The following is a 17,532-nucleotide window of genomic DNA, read 5'->3' as shown; positions in this document are numbered from 1 at the left end:
ACAAATTATTGATTGCAGCATGCTTGCTTTGTTTTATGCTAAGGATAATTCATAAATAACAATTTTGAATAAAAGGTAAATTTATAATGAAAGGACAGTGTGTTTGTGGTGAAACCACATTTGAAGTCGAATTAAGTAATCATGATGTACATGCCTGTCACTGTTCGATTTGTCGTCGACAGACCAGTGGTGTGATTATGACGATTGATGTTAAACAGGGCAGCTTAAAATTTTTAAAACAAGATCATCTCTCTGTTTATAACTCATCGGCTTGGGGCGAGCGAGGATTCTGTAATGCCTGCGGTACCAATTTATTTTGGCGGACTAAAGATCAGAATTATTGCAATATCAATGCATTTGCATTGAATGAGTCACCAAAAGATCTAAATCTCGATCTAGAAATCTATATTGATTGTAAGCCTGAGTTTTATGCTTTTCAAAATTCGACCAAGAAGATGACTGAAGCGGAGGTCGTTGCACTTTTTAGTGGTGAATCTGCGGAATAGTGTAGCTTGTAGGAAATTCTAATTGTATTGAAGATTTTGATTTAAGAGATAAAAAAGAAGCTTCATTGAGAAGCTTCTTTTTTATTGCAGAAAAATTATTTCGCAGCTTTTTCTGCTGCAATCGACGCAATTGCGGCATCAACGCCTTCAATTGAATCAGCTGCTTTTTTAATACGTGCTAAAGCATCAACTAAAACCTCGTCAGCAGTCGCATAAGAGATACGCATAAAACCGCCTAAACCAAATGCATCACCAGGAACAACAGCAACACCTGTTTCTTCCAGTAACCATTCAGAGAATTCTGTGCAAGATTTTAAGCCTTTGGCACGAATCAATGGACGGATGTTGGCATAGGCATAGAAAGCACCATCAGCAGGAAGACAAGAAATCCCTTTGATGTCATTCAAGCCACTCACAACGAGGTCATGACGACGTTTAAACGCTTCAATCATTGGCTCAAGTACATCTTGTGGGCCATTCAATGCAGCTTCAGCTGCAACTTGCGAAATTGAAGTTGGGTTTGAAGTCGATTGTGATTGGATCTTTTTCATCGCACCAATGATTTTTGCAGGGCCTGCTGCATAACCGATACGCCAGCCTGTCATTGCATAGGCTTTAGATACGCCATTTAAAACAATGGTACGGTCATATAAGTCTGGTGCAACAGTCGCGATATTGTAGAACTCATCTTCCCAACGAATTGGTTCATACATGTCATCAGATGCAACAAATACTTGTGGATGACGACGTAATACTTCTGCCAAAGCCTCTAACTCAGCTTTGGTGTAGATCATACCTGTTGGATTTGAAGGGCTGTTTAATACCACTAGACGAGTATTTGGTGTGATTGCCGCTTCTAACTGTTCTGGTGTGATTTTGAAGCGTTGTTCTTCACCACATTTCACGATTACGGGTGTGCCTTCAGCAATAATCACCATATCTGGATAGCTTACCCAGAAAGGTGCAGGGATGATCACTTCATCACCTTTGTTTAACAAAGCAAGTGCCAAGTTAAAGAAACTTTGCTTACCGCCACAAGACACCAGAATCTGGTTGGCTTGATAATCTAAATTATTATCGCGTTTGAATTTCGCAATAATTGCTTTTTTTAAGCTTGGAGTACCGTCTACAGCTGTATATTTTGTAAAGCCTTTATTAATCGCTTCAATTGCAGCATCTTTGATGTGTTGAGGGGTATCAAAGTCTGGTTCGCCTGCACCTAAACCAATCACGTTTTTACCAGCAGCTTTAAGCTCAGCGGCTTTATTGGTCACTGCAAGTGTAGGGGACGGTTTGATGGCATTGACACGATCAGAGAGACGTACGTCCACGGCATTATTCCTTCTTATGGGATTAAAAAATAAAAAGCAGGTTATCTTAGCCTAAATCGACTTCTTTGTGGCTGAAACTTGCCAGAATCGCATAAAAAGTTACTAAATTTTAAGCATTAGAATCATTGTGTTTTTTTACATATTTTATTTTTATCAAAAGCGCAAAAATCTATTACAATATGCGGCTAGAAATCTAGATTTCGAGAGAATTCCAATGAGAACCCAACAACCTAAAGCCAAAAAAGCTTTGGTGAAATTGCCTTTTCCAATGCCATCTGCTCAGGATGATGCTGAGGATGCAACGCATAATCAGGTTCGTCCAAAACCTGAACAATATGCTGATCGCACTTGGATGCCACCACGCGGTACACGTCGTTCGATGGGTAAGCGTTAATAAAAAAGCCAATCAATCTGATTGGCTTTTTTTCTTATTAATGGCGGTTTAATGGGTGTTGTATTTTTAGTTCACCACGCCATAGTTTGAGAAAATCATACTCATCAATATCATATAGTTCCATCAAGGCAATAATTACACTCACAAAGGTCATTGCACCTTCAGCATTGTTATGGAAGTTGAAAATTTTGCCATTGAGCTTGCCTAAAATGTCGTTGATTTCATGTTCACGACCGCGACCATAACGATCACGTGGGTACAGCTCTTCATTTAAAACAACTAAAGCAATGGCTTTTTCAGCTGCAGTTAACTGAGTTTGATCGAGTGCTTCTTCGAAAGACTCGTAGCCATGATCGAAATAGAAAATGACCTTATCTGAAATAAAAGCATGTACCGCATCAGCAGTTAGGTCTGGAAATTGTGAAACAGCATCTTCTTCGATATAGGGGCGAAAAGATTCTGGAAAAATCACATTGGAGTGAATGCCTTTAAATAATGGGGCGATTTCAGATACTTTATAACCTGCAATACCGCAGCCTAATGCCGTTAAAAAGTATTTCATTTTAGGGTGGTGTTTTGCGTAGACTTTAAAGTCCTCGACATAATGCTCTATCTGAGCCAATGGCATTTGTTGTAAGTGTTCATTCAGTGTTGGAATTGCGAATGTTTGTCCAGCCCAGCCACGACCAACACCTTTGACTGCCGCAAAATGTTGTGCCGCGACACGGGCCGCACCGCTGTCATGTATCCCTGCTAAATTACTACCAAAAACAAAGACCGTATCTTCTGGGAGTTCCGTTACGATTGTTTCATCGTGATATTGGTAAGTCATATTCTTATCATTGAAATCGAGTATAAGTCCATGTTGCAGTTGATTGCGTAGCGGGTCAAGTCTTGCTTGAGATTAATTTATTCAAGACATGTTTCTGAGTGACGCTATTCCAATGACGATTAGATTCAAGTATTGCTAAGCACTAAAATATATATCATGGCTTTCTTGGCAGAGTCTTTGATACTGTGATGTATTGTCTAGGAGTTGTAGTTAACAACTAATATCAAAACGAGATTGAAATTTAACCCCATTCTGTTAAGTTTTTTAGGTTTATAAGTATAAATTGCGCGCTTTTTTAAAGACTAGGGCAATCTCTTGATTTGACTGTGTTGGAAATTGCATAACAATTCAAAAGTATCGTTAGACTTTAAAAAGCAGTTTGTTGCCCCCATTAGAAAGTGAAAATAGCCATCCAATCAGTTGAGTATCTCTATATGAGCGAAAACCAACCTTTTGAGTTAGTCACCAATTATCAACCTGCGGGAGATCAACCTCAGGCAATCGAGAAATTGGTTAGTGGTATTGACCAAGGTTTTCGTAATCAATTACTGCTTGGGGTAACAGGGTCGGGTAAAACCTATACCATGGCCAATGTGATTGCTCAGACGCAACGTCCAACAATTGTCATGGCACATAACAAGACCCTTGCGGCTCAGTTGTATGGTGAATTTAAAGCTTTTTTCCCGAATAATGCAGTTGAGTATTTCGTCAGTTATTACGATTACTATCAGCCCGAAGCGTATGTGCCTTCGTCAGATACCTTTATTGAAAAAGATTCTGCAATCAACGATCACATCGACCAAATGCGTCTTTCTGCGACACGTGCGTTGTTAGAACGTCGTGATGCCATTATTGTCGCTTCAGTTTCTGCAATTTATGGTTTGGGTGATCCAAATGCCTATATGCAAATGCTGTTGCATATCGTACAAGGCGATCGTGTTAGTCGCGATGAGATCATTCGTCGCCTAGTAGAGATGCAATATACCCGCAATGAACTGGAGTTCTTACGTGGTACCTATCGTATCCGTGGTGAAATTATTGATATTTTCCCTGCGGAATCGGATAAAGACGCGATACGGGTCGAATTATTTGACGATGAAGTCGATTCGATTCGTTGGTTTGATCCTTTGACTGGAAAATTGGTGCGTAAAGTGCCGCGTGTGACCATTTATCCAAAGAGTCATTATGTGACCCCGAAAGATCATTTAACTCGTGCTATTGACACCATTAGAGATGAGTTGAAAGATCAGCTCAAATTTTTCAAAGAGCATGACAAATTATTAGAAGCGCAGCGGATTGAACAGCGTACGCGTTATGACTTAGAGATGATGCAGCAGTTGGGTTATACCAACGGTATTGAAAACTATTCACGTCACCTTTCTGGTCGTGGGGCAGGCGAAGCGCCGCCAACCTTGTTTGATTATATCCCTGAAGATGCCTTGCTGATCATTGATGAATCACATGTGACCGTTCCACAAATTGGGGCGATGTATAAAGGTGACCGTTCACGTAAAGAAAACTTGGTGAATTATGGTTTCCGTTTACCAAGTGCTTTGGATAACCGTCCAATGAAATTTGAAGAATGGGAGCGGATTGTTCCAACCACGGTCTTTGTCAGCGCAACGCCTGCACATTATGAGTTGGAAAAGTCAGAGCAAATTGTTGAGCAAGTGGTACGTCCAACAGGTTTGATTGATCCTGAAATTGAAGTGCGTCCGGTATTAACCCAAGTGGATGATGTGCTCTCTGAAATTAATATTCGTAAACAACTCAACGAGCGAGTATTGGTTACAACCTTGACCAAACGTATGGCTGAGGATTTAACCTCATATCTTAAAGAATATGGCGTTAAAGTGGCTTATCTGCACTCAGATATCGATACGGTTGAGCGTGTCAAAATTATTCACGAACTACGTACGGGCGTGCATGATGTATTGGTTGGGATTAACTTGCTGCGTGAAGGTCTGGATATGCCAGAAGTATCTTTGGTTGCAATCTTAGATGCCGATAAAGAAGGTTTCTTGCGTTCAGAACGTTCATTGATTCAAACCATTGGTCGTGCAGCACGTAATGTCAAAGGTAAAGCGATTTTATATGCTGATCGTATTACTGATTCAATGCGTAAAGCGATGGATGAAACAGATCGCCGTCGTAATAAACAAATTGAATTTAATGAATTACATGGTATTACACCACGTAGTGCGGTGCGCCAAACCATCAAGGAAATCGATACGGGTGAAGTACTCAGTGATGATGAAATTGATGAAAAAGTGCTTGAGCAAGCACAGGCAATCAGTGCAGATGAACAGCATTTGTTATCAGACCCAAAACTGTTTGCAAAGCATATTGGCAAACTGGAAAAGGAAATGTTAAAAGCCTCGAAAGAGCTCCAGTTTGAACAAGCTGCAAGATTACGTGATGAGATTGTTCGTCTCAAAGCACATATGTTGCAGTCATAATCAAACAGAGAAATCCTCAAAAGGGATACATATCGCAACAGTTTTTGTTCACAAAGTAAGCTATTTTAAATTGCTAACTATATGACTATTGATAACAAATTACTGTTTTGAGGATTTCTCATGCCTTTTATTAAAAATTTCCCGAAAGCGAGTTGGCGCCTTGCAAAGATTGCGATTGGTGGGGCTGTCTTAACTGGGTTGGCTGTTGGAACGATTGCTTATGCACAAGCAAAACCGTTATCGACAGTCGATAAAGTTGAACTCGATAAGTATTTGGGAGTTTGGTACGAAGTCGCGCGAAAACCAATGTTTTTTGAGCGTAAATGCGCTTATAACGTCACCGCGACTTATACCTTAAATGAAAATGGCAATATTGTTGTTGATAACAAGTGTTATGACAGTGAAGGCAACGTACAGCAAAGTGTGGGTGAAGCTTTTGTTGCCAATGCACCATTTAATACTAAATTGCGAGTAAGTTTCTTGCCAGAGGTCGTGCGTTGGGTCCCTGTGATCCGGGGTGATTACTGGATTTTAAAACTCGATGCTGATTATCAAACGGTACTGGTTGGAGAACCGCGCCGTAAATATTTATGGGTACTTTCACGGATACCTAATCCCAAAAAAGAAATTATTCATGAATATTTAAATTATGCTAAATCATTAGGTTATGATGTTGGTGATGTGATTTATCCTGAACATCATTAAATAAATACGATATACTGAATAAGAACCATGCTTGCATGGTTTTTTTAATTTTAAATAGTGGATAAATCACGTATTTTGGAAGATTCCCTAAAATTAGAGGCCTAAAATGTTTAAAGGAATTGCTTATTCAGTTTTGGCTTCAGTTACTTTTGGGGTTTTGTATTTTTATACCCAATTGCTTGGTGCATTTGATAGTGAACAAACCTTTGGTTGGCGCATCATTGCGACCTTGCCCGTTTTAACGCTATTTATGTGGTTCAGTGGTGATTTAAGTCATATCAAACACGTCTTTAAAAGAATTGTCGCGCAGCCCTCGTTATTACTACTTTTAATCATTACATCGGTACTGACATCAGCGCAGTTATGGCTGTTTTTGTGGGCACCTATGCATGGTCGTGGGCTACAGGTCTCATTGGGTTATTTCCTATTACCTCTGGTTTTGGTGTTGGCTGGAAGTATCCTATATGGTGAAAAGCTTTCAAAGTTGCAGTACGTTGCGGTATTACTCGCAGCATTTGGTGTCGGACATGAGGTATGGCGTTTAGGCAGTATTGCTTGGGAAACTGCCTTTGTTGCTTTGGGCTACGCAGCTTATTTTATTCTTCGCAAAAAGATTCAAACTGATAATTTAGGTGGGTTCTGGTGGGATCTTTTACTGATTCTTCCTGTTGCGATTTTCTTTACCCAAACAGGGGATACACCTTATCTCAAGTTTTTAGAATATCCGAGTTTGATCTTGGTGGTGATTGGGCTAGGTTTGCTCAGTGCCATTGGGCTAGGTAGTTATATTCTTGCGAGTCGCTATTTACCTTTAATTATTTTCGGTTTACTGGGCTATTTGGAACCTGTTTTGTTGGCCTTGGTCTCTTTGCTGATTGGAGAAAAAATCGGGGCAGATGAATGGTTAACCTATATCCCAATTTGGTTGGCTGTGTTGGTACTGGTGATTGAAGGGGCAATACATTTGTATCAACAGAGGAAGCGCAAGCAACATCTAGAATTGAACTTAAAACAGTATTCGCAACGGGTGAATTTGGATGATAAAAGCTAAAAGTGCTTATCTATTACGCTGAACTATCAATAAAACTGTTATGTAAGTGCACTAAGTTGCAGCTATTTTGATGATGAAAATGGATTTCTACCAAAATTCACAAAAATAATTATAGGTATTTTATGAATTTATAGTCAATTAGGACAAAATCTTAGCTCGTTTAGCAGCTTTTGATTCAATCTTGATGATAATTCTATTACAATTATGGCGTTTTAAAAATTCACGCCCAGTATATATAAATTAGAGGACGTATCAGTGAGCAAAGACACTATCATTGCCCTACACGCAGAACACCAAGGTCGTTGGAAAAACCGTGAAGAAATCGCGGAACGTATGATTACTTTAATTGGTCAATTGTACCGTGAGAAAAATATTGTTGTTTCTGTTTACGGCCGTTCTTTAATTAACCGTTCAGTTATTCAAATTTTAAAAACGCATCGCCGTACACGTATGCTTGATGTTGAACTTTCTGTTGTAAATACCTTCCCAATTTTGGAAGCGTTAATGAAAGTTGAGAACATCGGTTCAGCTGAAGTTGATATCGGTAAACTCGCTGTTGAATATAAAAACCAAGGTGGCGATGTTGATGCTTTCGTTGCTCAAGCGGTTGCTCCAATCCAAGGTAACGTGACTGCTGCTGCGCCTAAAGATGTTGTTCTTTATGGTTTTGGTCGTATCGGCCGTATCCTAGCACGTTTAATCATCAGCCAATCTGGTTTGGGTCGTGGTTTAAGCCTTAAAGCAATTGTTGTTCGTAAATCATCTGATGGTGACTTGGCGAAACGTGCTTCTCTATTACGTCGTGACTCTATTCACGGTACTTTTGACGGTACGATTTCTGTAGATGAAGAAAACGAAGCAATCATTGCAAATGGTCAATTCATTAAAGTGATCTATGCATCAAGCCCAAGCGAAGTGGATTACACTGCTTACGGTATTGAAAATGCACTTCTTATCGACAACACAGGTAAGTGGCGTGATGCTGAAGGCCTGAGCCAACACTTGAAATGTGCAGGTGTTGCACGTGTGGTATTAACTGCACCAAGTAAAGGTGAGATGAAGAACGTTGTATTTGGTGTGAACAACTCTGACATCTTAGATGAAGACAAAATCATCTCTGCTGCAAGCTGTACAACTAACGCAATTACACCTGTATTAAAAGTTTTAGATGACAAATACAAAGTATTGAATGGTCATGTTGAAACAGTTCACTCGTTCACAAACGACCAAAACTTAATTGATAACTATCATAAAGCTGACCGTCGTGGCCGTGCCGCAACATTGAACATGGTCATTACTGAAACTGGTGCTGCAAAAGCAGTTGCAAAAGCGTTACCAGGTCTTAAAGGTAAGTTGACAGGTAACTCTGTACGCGTACCAACACCAAACGTATCTCTTGCAATCTTGAACCTTAACTTAGAGAAAGAAGTTGATCGTGAAGAAGTGAACGAATACATTCGTCAAATCTCAATCAACTCTAGTTTACAAGGTCAAATTGGTTATACCAACTCAACTGAAGTTGTATCAAGTGACTTTATTGGTTCACGTACAGCTGGTGTATTTGATGCGCAAGCAACAATTGCTTCAGGCACACGTTTAACTGCTTATGTTTGGTACGATAACGAAGTGGGTTATAGCTGCCAAGTATTACGTATCGCTGAACAAATGTGTGGCGTAAGCTATACAAAAATCCCTGCTGAAACAAATGCATAATTTGTTTGCAGAATGATAAAAAGCCCAGTTAATAAACTGGGCTTTTTTATTGACTGTACAGAATATATGCTGAATAAAACATAAAAATCGATGAGAATAATGGAAAAGGGAAATAATTAATAAGGAATCGTTCATTGTTGCAGTTCAGACGTTTATTAGTGGTATTTGCTTTAATTGTGGTTGCCAACTTGTGTGGTGTGTATATCGCGATGTGGGTATTTAAGCATTTTAATATTTATATTCCATTAAAGAATCAAGATGTCGCCATCGACTTACAAGAGCCTTTGCAGGTTCGTGTGAAGGTTAAAGATGCGCTCAATGTGGATGTGAATGGTCGTGTCGATGCCAAGATTCCAATTAATGAACAGCTGAATGTTCCTCTGACTCAAACCCTGACGCCACGGGTTTATTTTGATAATTTAGTTCCAATCAGTACCACGATTCCTGTAAAGGAAACGATTAAGGTTAATCAAAGCCTACCGATTGATACCAAGGTACAGGTTAAAATTTTAGGTAAGGACGTCACCTTACCATTGAAAGGTTCAATTCCTTTACAACTGGATGTGCCGATTGATATTCAAGTACCGCTACAGCAAAAAGTACATTTGAAGTTTGATGCGCCCGTTCGTACTGAACTTAAGGAAAATTTGCATATTCCTTTGAAAGCACAGCTGAATGCGAACATTCCAATTCAAGGCAATTTGAATGTACCGATCACTTCTGAGCTTAATGCTACTGTCGATGTTAAAAATACCTTACCTGTCAAAATTGCACAGGGTGAATTAAAGATTCCGTTATCCACGATGTATTTGGATCGTGTCAAAGCTCAGCCTGTCGAAGTACAAGCAGCTCAACACGATATAAAAGCAGGTGAGTAATGGAGATGCCCAAAACACTGAAAAGCCTGCTGATTAGCTTTGTGATTGTCACGACTTTGGTGGCGATCCTATTTTGGTTTTATTTAAATATTCAGGCATCTTTGATTGTTTCTGCGCAACAGGCAGATATTCGTTTGCCTGAATCCTTGGGCACCAAGATCCAAGTAGGTGATCACCTAAGAGTGAAGTCGGAAGGTCAACTCAATACGGTATTGGACATTGATCGGACTCTACAATTGCCTTTAAAAGGCAAATATTTGGCTGATTTAAGTTTTGAAGTCGAAACACCGATTACGGTTGATATCAACTATGAAACCACGCTGAAAGTAGATGAAGTCGTACCGATTGAAACCAGTACCGATTTGATCTATCAGAATAAATTATTGCCCAAGTTTCCTTTGAGTTTGAATATTCCAGTAAATTTGGATATCCCATTTCAATTGAAACGTACTTATACCGTTCCTGTGAAAATTGTTTTTGATGGACCTGTATATTTTGCTTTTGATGAAACTGTAGATTTGCCGGTGAAGCATCAATTTAAACCGAGCTTTTATATGAATGATGCAATTAATATGAGTAAGATTTCTTCCTTTGATGCAATCATGTATAACTCGGTGCAACAGACCAAAGCCAATTTAGATATGCAAATGGAACTGCCTTTGAAGAATGTGAGACCATAATTAGCTAAAAAATCTCTATAGTTCGTTGACTTGGATAATGAAATTGAATATTGAACGAATAATAAATTTAAAAAAATCAATTTGCTGATTTTTCTATTCGAGAATTTTCTTAAAATGTGGCAAAATAGTCCGCTTTTAAGAATTTGAGGATTGGCACATGCGCTTTGTTGATGAAGCAGTCATTACCGTAGAGGCTGGCGACGGTGGCAATGGCGTAGCCAGTTTTCGCCGTGAAAAATTTGTCCCTTTTGGTGGCCCAGATGGCGGTGATGGGGGACGTGGCGGAAGTGTATATATTCAAGCTGATGATGATACCAGCACATTGGTAGATTACCGTTATACGCGTCGCTATCGTGCAGAGCGTGGTAAAAATGGTTCGGGTGCGAACTGTTCTGGTCGTGGCGGCGAAGACGTTATTTTGAAAGTGCCAGTCGGTACAACCATTGTAGATACTGAATCTGGTGACATTATTGGTGACTTGGTCGCTGATGGTCAGCGTGTAAAAGTTGCCCATGGTGGTGATGGTGGTTTAGGTAATACTCACTTTAAATCATCGACTAACCGTTCACCACGTAAGTGTACGCACGGGATCAAAGGTGAATATCGTGAAGTGCGTTTAGAGTTGAAAGTACTTGCAGATGTTGGCTTACTCGGTATGCCAAATGCAGGTAAGTCAACGTTCATTCGTGCAGTCAGCGCAGCAAAACCAAAAGTTGCAGATTATCCGTTTACCACGATGGTACCAAACCTCGGTGTGGTTGATGCGGATCGTCATCGTTCATTTGTGATGGCAGATATTCCAGGATTAATCGAAGGGGCTGCTGAAGGTGCTGGTCTAGGAATTCGTTTCCTTAAGCATTTGGCGCGTACGCGTATTCTTTTGCATATTGTTGATGTTCAGCCAATTGATGGTTCTGATCCAGCTCATAATGCAAGAGCGATTTTAGGTGAGTTAGAAAAATTCTCTCCGACATTGGCAAAACTGCCAGTGGTCTTGGTGTTAAATAAACTGGATCAAATTGCAGAAGAATCAAGAGAAGAATGGTGTCAGCACATTCTCGATGAATTGCAGTGGAAAGGTCCTGTATTTAAAACTTCTGGTCTTATGTCGGAAGGAACCAAAGAAGTTGTGTATTACTTAATGGATCAAATCGAACAACAACGTGAGCGCGAAGTTGAAGATCCTGAGTATGCAGCAGAAGTGAAAGCATTCCGTGAGCAGCTTGAAGCTGAGACACGTGAACAAACCATCGCAGCGAAAGAAGCATATCGTGCCATGCGTAAAGCACAGCGTGAAGCTGGTTTGGACGATGATGAAGACTTTGATGACGATGAAGACGAAGGCGATGTAGAAAGCGTCTACATTCGTGACTAGTAAACCGAGGGAAAAATGATAGAAGTGGTCGATGGGCAACGTCAGCTCAATGCGTGTAAACGAATCGTTGTTAAAATCGGATCATCTTTACTCACTGCAAATGGGCAAGGTCTAGATTTAAATGCAATTTCGCACTGGGCGAAACAAATTGCAGATCTACACAATGCTGGACATGAGATTATTCTTGTGTCCTCAGGTGCAGTTGCAGAAGGGATGGTACGCATGAAACTTGCGAGTCGACCCACTGATCTACCCAGTCTACAAGCTTGTGCTGCTATTGGCCAAATGGGTTTAATCCATACATGGTCAAGCGTACTGGATCAACATGGTATCCAAACTGCACAAGTGTTACTCACGCATGATGATCTCGCTGATCGTCGTCGTTATCTCAACTCTTGTGATGCTTTGCAGAACTTGATTGATTGGCATGTCATTCCAGTCATTAACGAAAATGACACCGTCTCTACTGATGAAATTCGGTTTGGTGATAACGATACTTTGGCAGCGATGGTTGCGGGTCAGGTACAGGCAGAATTGTTGATTATCTTAACGGATCAACAAGGTATGTTTGATTCAGATCCACGTAGCAATCCAAATGCAAAATTGTTCTCTGCTGTTCGAGCACTCGATGATCGTTTGTTTGAAATGGCGGGTGGCGGTGGTGTACTTGGTCGTGGTGGTATGGTCACCAAGGTTCGCGCTGCGCGTCTAGCGGCAAAGTCGGGTTGTCCTACCTTGATTGCCAGTGGGGAAAGCGAAAATGTGCTGGCTCGCCTAATGGCGGGTGAGATGTTGGGTACCTTATTTACCACTGACAATGATCGTGTGACAGCACATCAGCAATGGTTGGCAGCGCATTTACAAACTGCGGGTCGTTTAGTGATTGACGATGGTGCTGTTGAAGCGATTAAGCTCAAACATCGTAGTTTATTGCCTGTCGGAGTCAGAGCGATTGAAGGACATTTTGATCGTGGTGATGTAGTTGAATGTGTTGATAAAAACGGTGGTCGTGTCGCAGTAGGTCGTGTGAATTTTAGTTCACGTTCTGCCGAAATGATTAAAGGTTTATCATCAGAAAAAGTCTATCAGGTTTTAGGTGAAGCACGATCGCTAGAAATGATCCATCGTGATCATATGGCAATCTACTAAATTGTTTAAAAATAAAAAAGCTCGCATTAAGCGGGCTTTTTTATGTCTGCTTGGTTCAATTGTTTCAGCTCTAAGGAGGGAAGAGCTTGCTCTACTCCCATCATATAAGGATGGTCTGCTAAAGAGAGCATTTCTAGATCTTCTTCACTATTGCCATAGGCATAAATCGTTTGATAATTTGCTAAATTGTAGCTTTGTAAAATGCGCAATTTCTTTTGCTCACAACTGCAATCTTCTGAACTGTAGCGACCCGTTAAACGTCCATCTTTAGTTTCAGTTTGGGTGCACAGTAATTCAATATTGAGAACTTCACAAATTGGAGCCAAATAAAGATCAATCGATGCTGATACTAGAACAATGTGATCACCACGTTGCTGATGTAGTTGAAGCTGCTGGAATAAATCGGGATCTAATTTTTTAGTGAGTTTCTGTGCATATTCGTGAGCAAGTTGCTCAACCACATCTACAGAAATGTCTTTAAACATACTCTGGAATAAACGTGGTCGCATGGCATGCGCAGGGTAGAGGCGTAAATAATAGGCTTGAATCCATGGCAGGATTTTCAAGCCTCTTTTGACAATATGGCGTTTTGATAGTGCAAAGAAAATAAACCCTGTGAAACTGTCTCTTGGATAGAGTGTTCCATCGAAATCAAATAAAGCAAGATTTAGAGTTTTATGCGTTTCGCTCTTTGCATGCATGTTTCATATCGTCCATTAACTCGACTGGCAAACCAATTGGTATTGTAGTCACGGCTCAGTTTAGGGCCCGAAATAACGACTTCAGGCATAATTGCATAAATAGGTTCTTTATTGGTTTTACTTTGATACAACTTTTGAACGGCTAAATAAGTTTGTGTATCTTCGAACTTCTTCTCTTTTTCTTTCTTTAAATCCGCACGAATTTGACGCGGAGTAACCAGAATTTTATTGTTGGTAAACGCTGAGATCACTTCTTTTTCAGATTGGCTCAGTACAGATTGTACATTCCCATCTTTATTATAAAGTAACAGGTCACCATCTAAATCAAGGTCTTTACCTTGTATGACTTCAAGCATCTTTTGAAAAGCTGCATTGCGGCTTGAATACATGCCTGAGTTGTAATCGGCAAAACGATAGATGGCTTTGTCATAATCGGCAGAATATTCCATCAAACGATGGATACCATAATATAGGCCACCGTATTGGGTATAGAGATCATTACGTAGTTCAGCAATATTTCCGCTTTGACGTTTATGTTCTTTGGCATAATTAATATGCACTTGCATAGAACCCAGTGTCGTGATCGGGTTCATTTTTTCGCCAATATCTTGTCCAACCAATTTCGCTGCGCCTGTTAGGGCACTGACATGATAATGCTTCGACATATAGTCAAAAATTTCACGATAAAGCAAATCGAGTTCACGCTCAGTTCTGACTTTGCGCATTTGGCTCATATAGTTATTTTCTGGTGAAGGTTGGTTTTTGAGCACATCCTCAAAATAACCTGCCACAGTGCCGCCAATGGTTTCACCTAGTTTCGCTTCAAACTTCTCTTTGAGGCGCGTATTGATTTCCTGAACTGCTTTCTCGCCTAAGCCTGGTACAGCAGGGTCAGCGACAAAGTTAGATTCCTGATCGACTACGGCCACAATGCTGCATACATTTTGCTTGGTTTTAGGAATACTAAGTTGTTGCATGATATCGAAGATATCTTGCGACCAAGACTGGCGATCATTCACACGCGGTGGCAGTACTTTGGTAATTTGTTCTGCCTTCATTTCGGGTTCTTTATTATTTGACCACCAAGCATTATCACCACAAGCCACTAAGCTTATGCTGATTGCCAAGAGGCTAAATGTTTTGAATAGAGGACGAGTCGAAAACGATTGGTTCATAATGAAGACAACACCGCACAAAAAGATGAGCCGAACGGGCGAATGAAGTATACTATGTTGATCAGAAATTGTAAGAAAATATATGTATATTGGTTCATATCAACTGTCAAATAATTTGATCGTTGCTCCGATGGCTGGTGGGTTAGACTATTTATAATTATAATTTAAAATCAATATCTTAGTGTTTTTTACGTGGCGTATGGCGTAGAATTGGCGTAAAAAAAGGAGGTGAAATCAATTCACCTCACTCCAATTTCTTTGAGACTCTTTTTGCAGTGAATCCAACCAAACTGCAACATCCGTTAAGTTTACAAAGTATTCAGATTTATTACCATCCACCTTAAATGCTGGAAAAGGTAGTTTACATTTAGCTGCTCGTTGTTTTGCAGCTGCGATATCTAAATGTGGCATGTAATCTTCCACAATATCTTTTAAGGCAACAACAGGTCTTTTATAACGCAGAATCAACATCATTGATGTGTCGATTTGGTCATTTCGATTGATCGCTACTCCCATTACGAATTCTCCCGTGCTTGGATTATGGCTTTTTCTTCTTGATTGCAGACAGTTGCAATTTCTATAAAATCAGCCTCATAAAGTTTTTTAATGTCAGTCATGAAGGACTTCATACCCATTTCAAAAGTTTGAACACCACGCCCCAATCGTTTTTCAACATCAGCATGAAAATCACTAAATGAACCACATAAAATTCCTGTGAATCCTGTAATTATTACCGCCTGTTCTTTTGTTAGTTTTTGAATATCCATCACGCCACCATTAAATAGTTAAAATTTTTACTACGAGCTACTTCAACTCTTGCTTCGCGCTCTAAGCCGACTAAAAACTCTCGATATCCGTTTAAGTGGCATCCACAAAATTGCTTGAATTTTCGCTGACATGCTTCATTCATCAAATAATCTTGCTGCATTCGGCCTTTGTGGCAGAATATTTTGAGAACACTATCGCCACGACGCATAACCACAGCATCTTTTTTCACTTGTGGCCTGTATCCATCACAGTACAACCAGTAAGTGAATAAGTTTGTAAATCGGCAAGGTAGGCGAGTGATCATGTTGCTACCTCAGCTTGAGTGTTATATCCAATCTTTTTAAATAGTGGGTTCAATGCAGAAATATCTAACTGCTTTTTAGCTCGAGTAGCAGCAACATATAAAAGTCGAGCTTCATCTTCGGTTAGGATTTTTTCACCAGGTGCAGCAGCTTCTTTATAAAAGAAATCACCACCAAGTTTGACCTTGTTAAACTCCAAGCCTTTAGACTTATGAGCTGTGGTCACAATGCAGTCATAATCACTAGAATTACTTTTTAGTAATGAGCTGATTAGAGCTTCTTCACCCACTTTATTGATTAGGCTAACAAGTGCTTTTAAGTCATTTCCAGAGACTTCATTTGTGTATTCAATGACTTCTTCCCAATTGCTAAAGCCTTCAAATACACTTCCATCGTGGACTTTTATTCCAGACTTAACTTTTTTAGCATCTTCAATGTTTTTTAATAAAGAACCTGTATCAACTTCCAAACGCGGTTCACGTCCAATTTTTACCAGCTCAACCATGTTGGAAAGGGCAGCAGCATTGGTACGATAGATAAATGCATCTGCAACCATATCGGTGACTTCACCAACATTGGAGTCAATTTGTTCAAAACCACGTAATGGAATTTCTTCATCCAAAACATTGAACAAAATTTTATTCGCAAGATCAGCAATGTTTTCACCAAAACGGAATGATTGACTTAAACGTGTTTCAGCAATATCTAGGGATTGCATCGCATTGACAGCACCACGAAACGCATAGATTTGCTGGTGACGATCACCCACATAAATTACCTGAGCACGTTGCTTACTCAAAACATTCAACATAATAGGATCAGCATCTTGTGCTTCATCAAATAAAATAAAGTCAGCATTAATCACTGGATTGCTCAATGCCCAATATTTTAGGTAATGGTCATGTTCGAGACGGTTAATACCAGCAGGATTTAAAATGTCATTCCAGTAATCATGTGCCTTAGGTAAAAGGATATTTGCCAATTCAGCACGATATGTATCATCCATCCAATCAGGTAAAGCAGCGTAAACTTGTGATAGTTGAATTTCGCTGTAATTAGATCGGCAGAAATAACCAACGGCATTCATCATAGATGTGGCCATACGTTTTGAATTAAATAAACGCTTCTGGTCATCCTCACCACGTTGTTTAACCAATGCCACTGGTACTTGATAATTCTCAAGATCATGGCGAGATGCCAATTGGTTTGACATCAAGCGACGATTTTTTAATTTATTAGTCAGCCAGCGCGGAACAGAGTTATAAGCTAGGCTGTGAAATGTTTTGCACTTAACATTATGGTTAAATTTAGACTGTGCTTCTGTTGCAATAGCCTTATTAAATGCCAAGTACATGCCATGTTGATGATGCTTTGCATTACCAATCAGTTTAAGGGTAGAAGTCTTACCAGCACCGGCGTATGCGGTCACTTTACAAGACTGTCCATGTAATGCCATATCAATGGCATGTTGTTGTTCAATAGTTGGATTCATATTTCTATCTCACTATTGGTA

18 protein-coding genes are annotated in these 17,532 nt (G+C 39.9%); 10 read left to right on the top strand and 8 right to left on the bottom strand.

Annotated elements, in window-relative coordinates:
• Positions 1-86 precede the first annotated feature (86 nt).
• Complete coding sequence (locus tag B2727_RS06900; RefSeq protein WP_005202438.1) at positions 87-506, top strand: GFA family protein; 420 nt, start codon at positions 87-89, stop codon at positions 504-506.
• A 95-nt stretch (positions 507-601) separates the two neighbouring features.
• Here B2727_RS06900 and B2727_RS06895 read toward each other — a convergent pair whose 3' ends face one another.
• Positions 602-1,837, bottom strand: coding sequence for a pyridoxal phosphate-dependent aminotransferase (locus B2727_RS06895; protein WP_004808509.1), 1,236 nt, complete (start codon positions 1,835-1,837; stop codon positions 602-604).
• A gap of 214 nt (positions 1,838-2,051) precedes the next feature.
• On the opposite strand from B2727_RS06895, the gene B2727_RS06890 reads away from it, so the two are divergent.
• Positions 2,052-2,231, top strand: coding sequence for a hypothetical protein (locus B2727_RS06890; RefSeq protein WP_005202439.1), 180 nt, complete (start codon positions 2,052-2,054; stop codon positions 2,229-2,231).
• A 37-nt stretch (positions 2,232-2,268) separates the two neighbouring features.
• Here B2727_RS06890 and B2727_RS06885 read toward each other — a convergent pair whose 3' ends face one another.
• A complete protein-coding gene (locus B2727_RS06885) occupies positions 2,269-3,063 on the bottom strand; it encodes an A1S_2505 family phage non-structural protein (protein ID WP_005202440.1) in 795 nt (264 codons plus the stop codon).
• A gap of 434 nt (positions 3,064-3,497) precedes the next feature.
• On the opposite strand from B2727_RS06885, the gene uvrB reads away from it, so the two are divergent.
• The 8 genes from uvrB (at position 3,498) to proB (ending at position 13,073) form a co-directional block, all read left to right on the top strand.
• Complete coding sequence (uvrB, locus tag B2727_RS06880; protein ID WP_004808507.1) at positions 3,498-5,522, top strand: excinuclease ABC subunit UvrB; 2,025 nt, start codon at positions 3,498-3,500, stop codon at positions 5,520-5,522.
• Between the two features lie 120 nt (positions 5,523-5,642).
• Positions 5,643-6,227 (top strand): lipocalin family protein, encoded by a 585-nt coding sequence (locus B2727_RS06875; RefSeq protein ID WP_005202441.1) that lies wholly within the window; start codon positions 5,643-5,645, stop codon positions 6,225-6,227.
• Between the two features lie 106 nt (positions 6,228-6,333).
• Positions 6,334-7,278 (top strand): EamA family transporter RarD, encoded by a 945-nt coding sequence (gene rarD / locus B2727_RS06870; protein WP_005202442.1) that lies wholly within the window; start codon positions 6,334-6,336, stop codon positions 7,276-7,278.
• 255 nt (positions 7,279-7,533) lie between these two features.
• Entirely contained in the window at positions 7,534-8,991 is a 1,458-nt protein-coding gene (locus B2727_RS06865; protein ID WP_004808502.1) for a glyceraldehyde-3-phosphate dehydrogenase, read from the top strand.
• A gap of 134 nt (positions 8,992-9,125) precedes the next feature.
• On the top strand, positions 9,126-9,869 hold the full coding sequence (locus tag B2727_RS06860; protein ID WP_005202451.1) for a hypothetical protein: 744 nt from the start codon (positions 9,126-9,128) through the stop codon (positions 9,867-9,869).
• The gene (locus tag B2727_RS06855) at positions 9,869-10,549 is read left to right on the top strand and encodes a hypothetical protein (protein WP_005202453.1); all 681 of its coding nucleotides are present in this window, start codon (positions 9,869-9,871) and stop codon (positions 10,547-10,549) included. The genes B2727_RS06860 and B2727_RS06855 overlap by 1 nt, the downstream gene beginning before the upstream one ends.
• A gap of 157 nt (positions 10,550-10,706) precedes the next feature.
• Complete coding sequence (gene cgtA, locus B2727_RS06850; RefSeq protein WP_005202455.1) at positions 10,707-11,924, top strand: Obg family GTPase CgtA; 1,218 nt, start codon at positions 10,707-10,709, stop codon at positions 11,922-11,924.
• 15 nt (positions 11,925-11,939) lie between these two features.
• A complete protein-coding gene (proB, locus tag B2727_RS06845; RefSeq protein WP_005202457.1) occupies positions 11,940-13,073 on the top strand; it encodes a glutamate 5-kinase in 1,134 nt (377 codons plus the stop codon).
• Between the two features lie 26 nt (positions 13,074-13,099).
• Here the strand turns inward: proB and B2727_RS06840 are convergent, their stop codons facing one another.
• From B2727_RS06840 to B2727_RS06815, 6 genes are all read right to left on the bottom strand, one after another.
• Positions 13,100-13,774: an HAD-IB family hydrolase gene (locus B2727_RS06840; protein ID WP_005202460.1), complete on the bottom strand. Its 675-nt coding sequence runs from the start codon at positions 13,772-13,774 to the stop codon at positions 13,100-13,102.
• Positions 13,741-14,949 (bottom strand): DUF1615 family protein, encoded by a 1,209-nt coding sequence (locus B2727_RS06835; protein WP_005202462.1) that lies wholly within the window; start codon positions 14,947-14,949, stop codon positions 13,741-13,743. Before B2727_RS06835 ends, B2727_RS06840 begins: the two co-directional genes overlap by 34 nt.
• A gap of 234 nt (positions 14,950-15,183) precedes the next feature.
• Positions 15,184-15,465 carry a pyocin activator PrtN family protein gene (locus tag B2727_RS06830; protein WP_291348626.1) on the bottom strand — a complete coding sequence of 94 codons (282 nt, stop codon included), beginning with the start codon at positions 15,463-15,465 and terminating at the stop codon, positions 15,184-15,186.
• The gene (locus tag B2727_RS06825) at positions 15,465-15,716 is read right to left on the bottom strand and encodes a hypothetical protein (protein ID WP_282896419.1); all 252 of its coding nucleotides are present in this window, start codon (positions 15,714-15,716) and stop codon (positions 15,465-15,467) included. The genes B2727_RS06830 and B2727_RS06825 overlap by 1 nt, the downstream gene beginning before the upstream one ends.
• Positions 15,716-15,946 carry a hypothetical protein gene (locus tag B2727_RS06820; protein ID WP_291348622.1) on the bottom strand — a complete coding sequence of 77 codons (231 nt, stop codon included), beginning with the start codon at positions 15,944-15,946 and terminating at the stop codon, positions 15,716-15,718. Before B2727_RS06820 ends, B2727_RS06825 begins: the two co-directional genes overlap by 1 nt.
• Positions 15,947-16,017: 71 nt before the next feature.
• Positions 16,018-17,511, bottom strand: a complete 1,494-nt coding sequence (locus tag B2727_RS06815; RefSeq protein WP_049044790.1) for a 3'-5' exonuclease — start codon at positions 17,509-17,511, stop codon at positions 16,018-16,020.
• Between the last annotated feature and the right edge of the window lie 21 nt (positions 17,512-17,532).

It is taken from the genome of Acinetobacter sp. UBA991 (assembly GCF_002292065.1).
GTDB lineage: Bacteria > Pseudomonadota > Gammaproteobacteria > Pseudomonadales > Moraxellaceae > Acinetobacter > Acinetobacter higginsii.
This window is presented reverse-complemented; position numbering and strand designations above follow the sequence as displayed.

Coding starts and splice junctions, on each gene's coding strand:
- B2727_RS06825 (WP_282896419.1), bottom strand. CDS start 15,716: ATGGATATTCAAAAACTAACAAAAGAACAGGCGGTAATAATTACAGGA.
- B2727_RS06900 (WP_005202438.1), top strand. CDS start 87: ATGAAAGGACAGTGTGTTTGTGGTGAAACCACATTTGAAGTCGAATTA.
- rarD (WP_005202442.1), top strand. CDS start 6,334: ATGTTTAAAGGAATTGCTTATTCAGTTTTGGCTTCAGTTACTTTTGGG.
- cgtA (WP_005202455.1), top strand. CDS start 10,707: ATGCGCTTTGTTGATGAAGCAGTCATTACCGTAGAGGCTGGCGACGGT.
- B2727_RS06890 (WP_005202439.1), top strand. CDS start 2,052: ATGAGAACCCAACAACCTAAAGCCAAAAAAGCTTTGGTGAAATTGCCT.
- B2727_RS06855 (WP_005202453.1), top strand. CDS start 9,869: ATGGAGATGCCCAAAACACTGAAAAGCCTGCTGATTAGCTTTGTGATT.
- B2727_RS06835 (WP_005202462.1), bottom strand. CDS start 14,949: ATGAACCAATCGTTTTCGACTCGTCCTCTATTCAAAACATTTAGCCTC.
- B2727_RS06885 (WP_005202440.1), bottom strand. CDS start 3,063: ATGACTTACCAATATCACGATGAAACAATCGTAACGGAACTCCCAGAA.
- uvrB (WP_004808507.1), top strand. CDS start 3,498: ATGAGCGAAAACCAACCTTTTGAGTTAGTCACCAATTATCAACCTGCG.
- proB (WP_005202457.1), top strand. CDS start 11,940: ATGATAGAAGTGGTCGATGGGCAACGTCAGCTCAATGCGTGTAAACGA.
- B2727_RS06815 (WP_049044790.1), bottom strand. CDS start 17,511: ATGAATCCAACTATTGAACAACAACATGCCATTGATATGGCATTACAT.
- B2727_RS06830 (WP_291348626.1), bottom strand. CDS start 15,465: ATGGGAGTAGCGATCAATCGAAATGACCAAATCGACACATCAATGATG.
- B2727_RS06875 (WP_005202441.1), top strand. CDS start 5,643: ATGCCTTTTATTAAAAATTTCCCGAAAGCGAGTTGGCGCCTTGCAAAG.
- B2727_RS06840 (WP_005202460.1), bottom strand. CDS start 13,774: ATGCATGCAAAGAGCGAAACGCATAAAACTCTAAATCTTGCTTTATTT.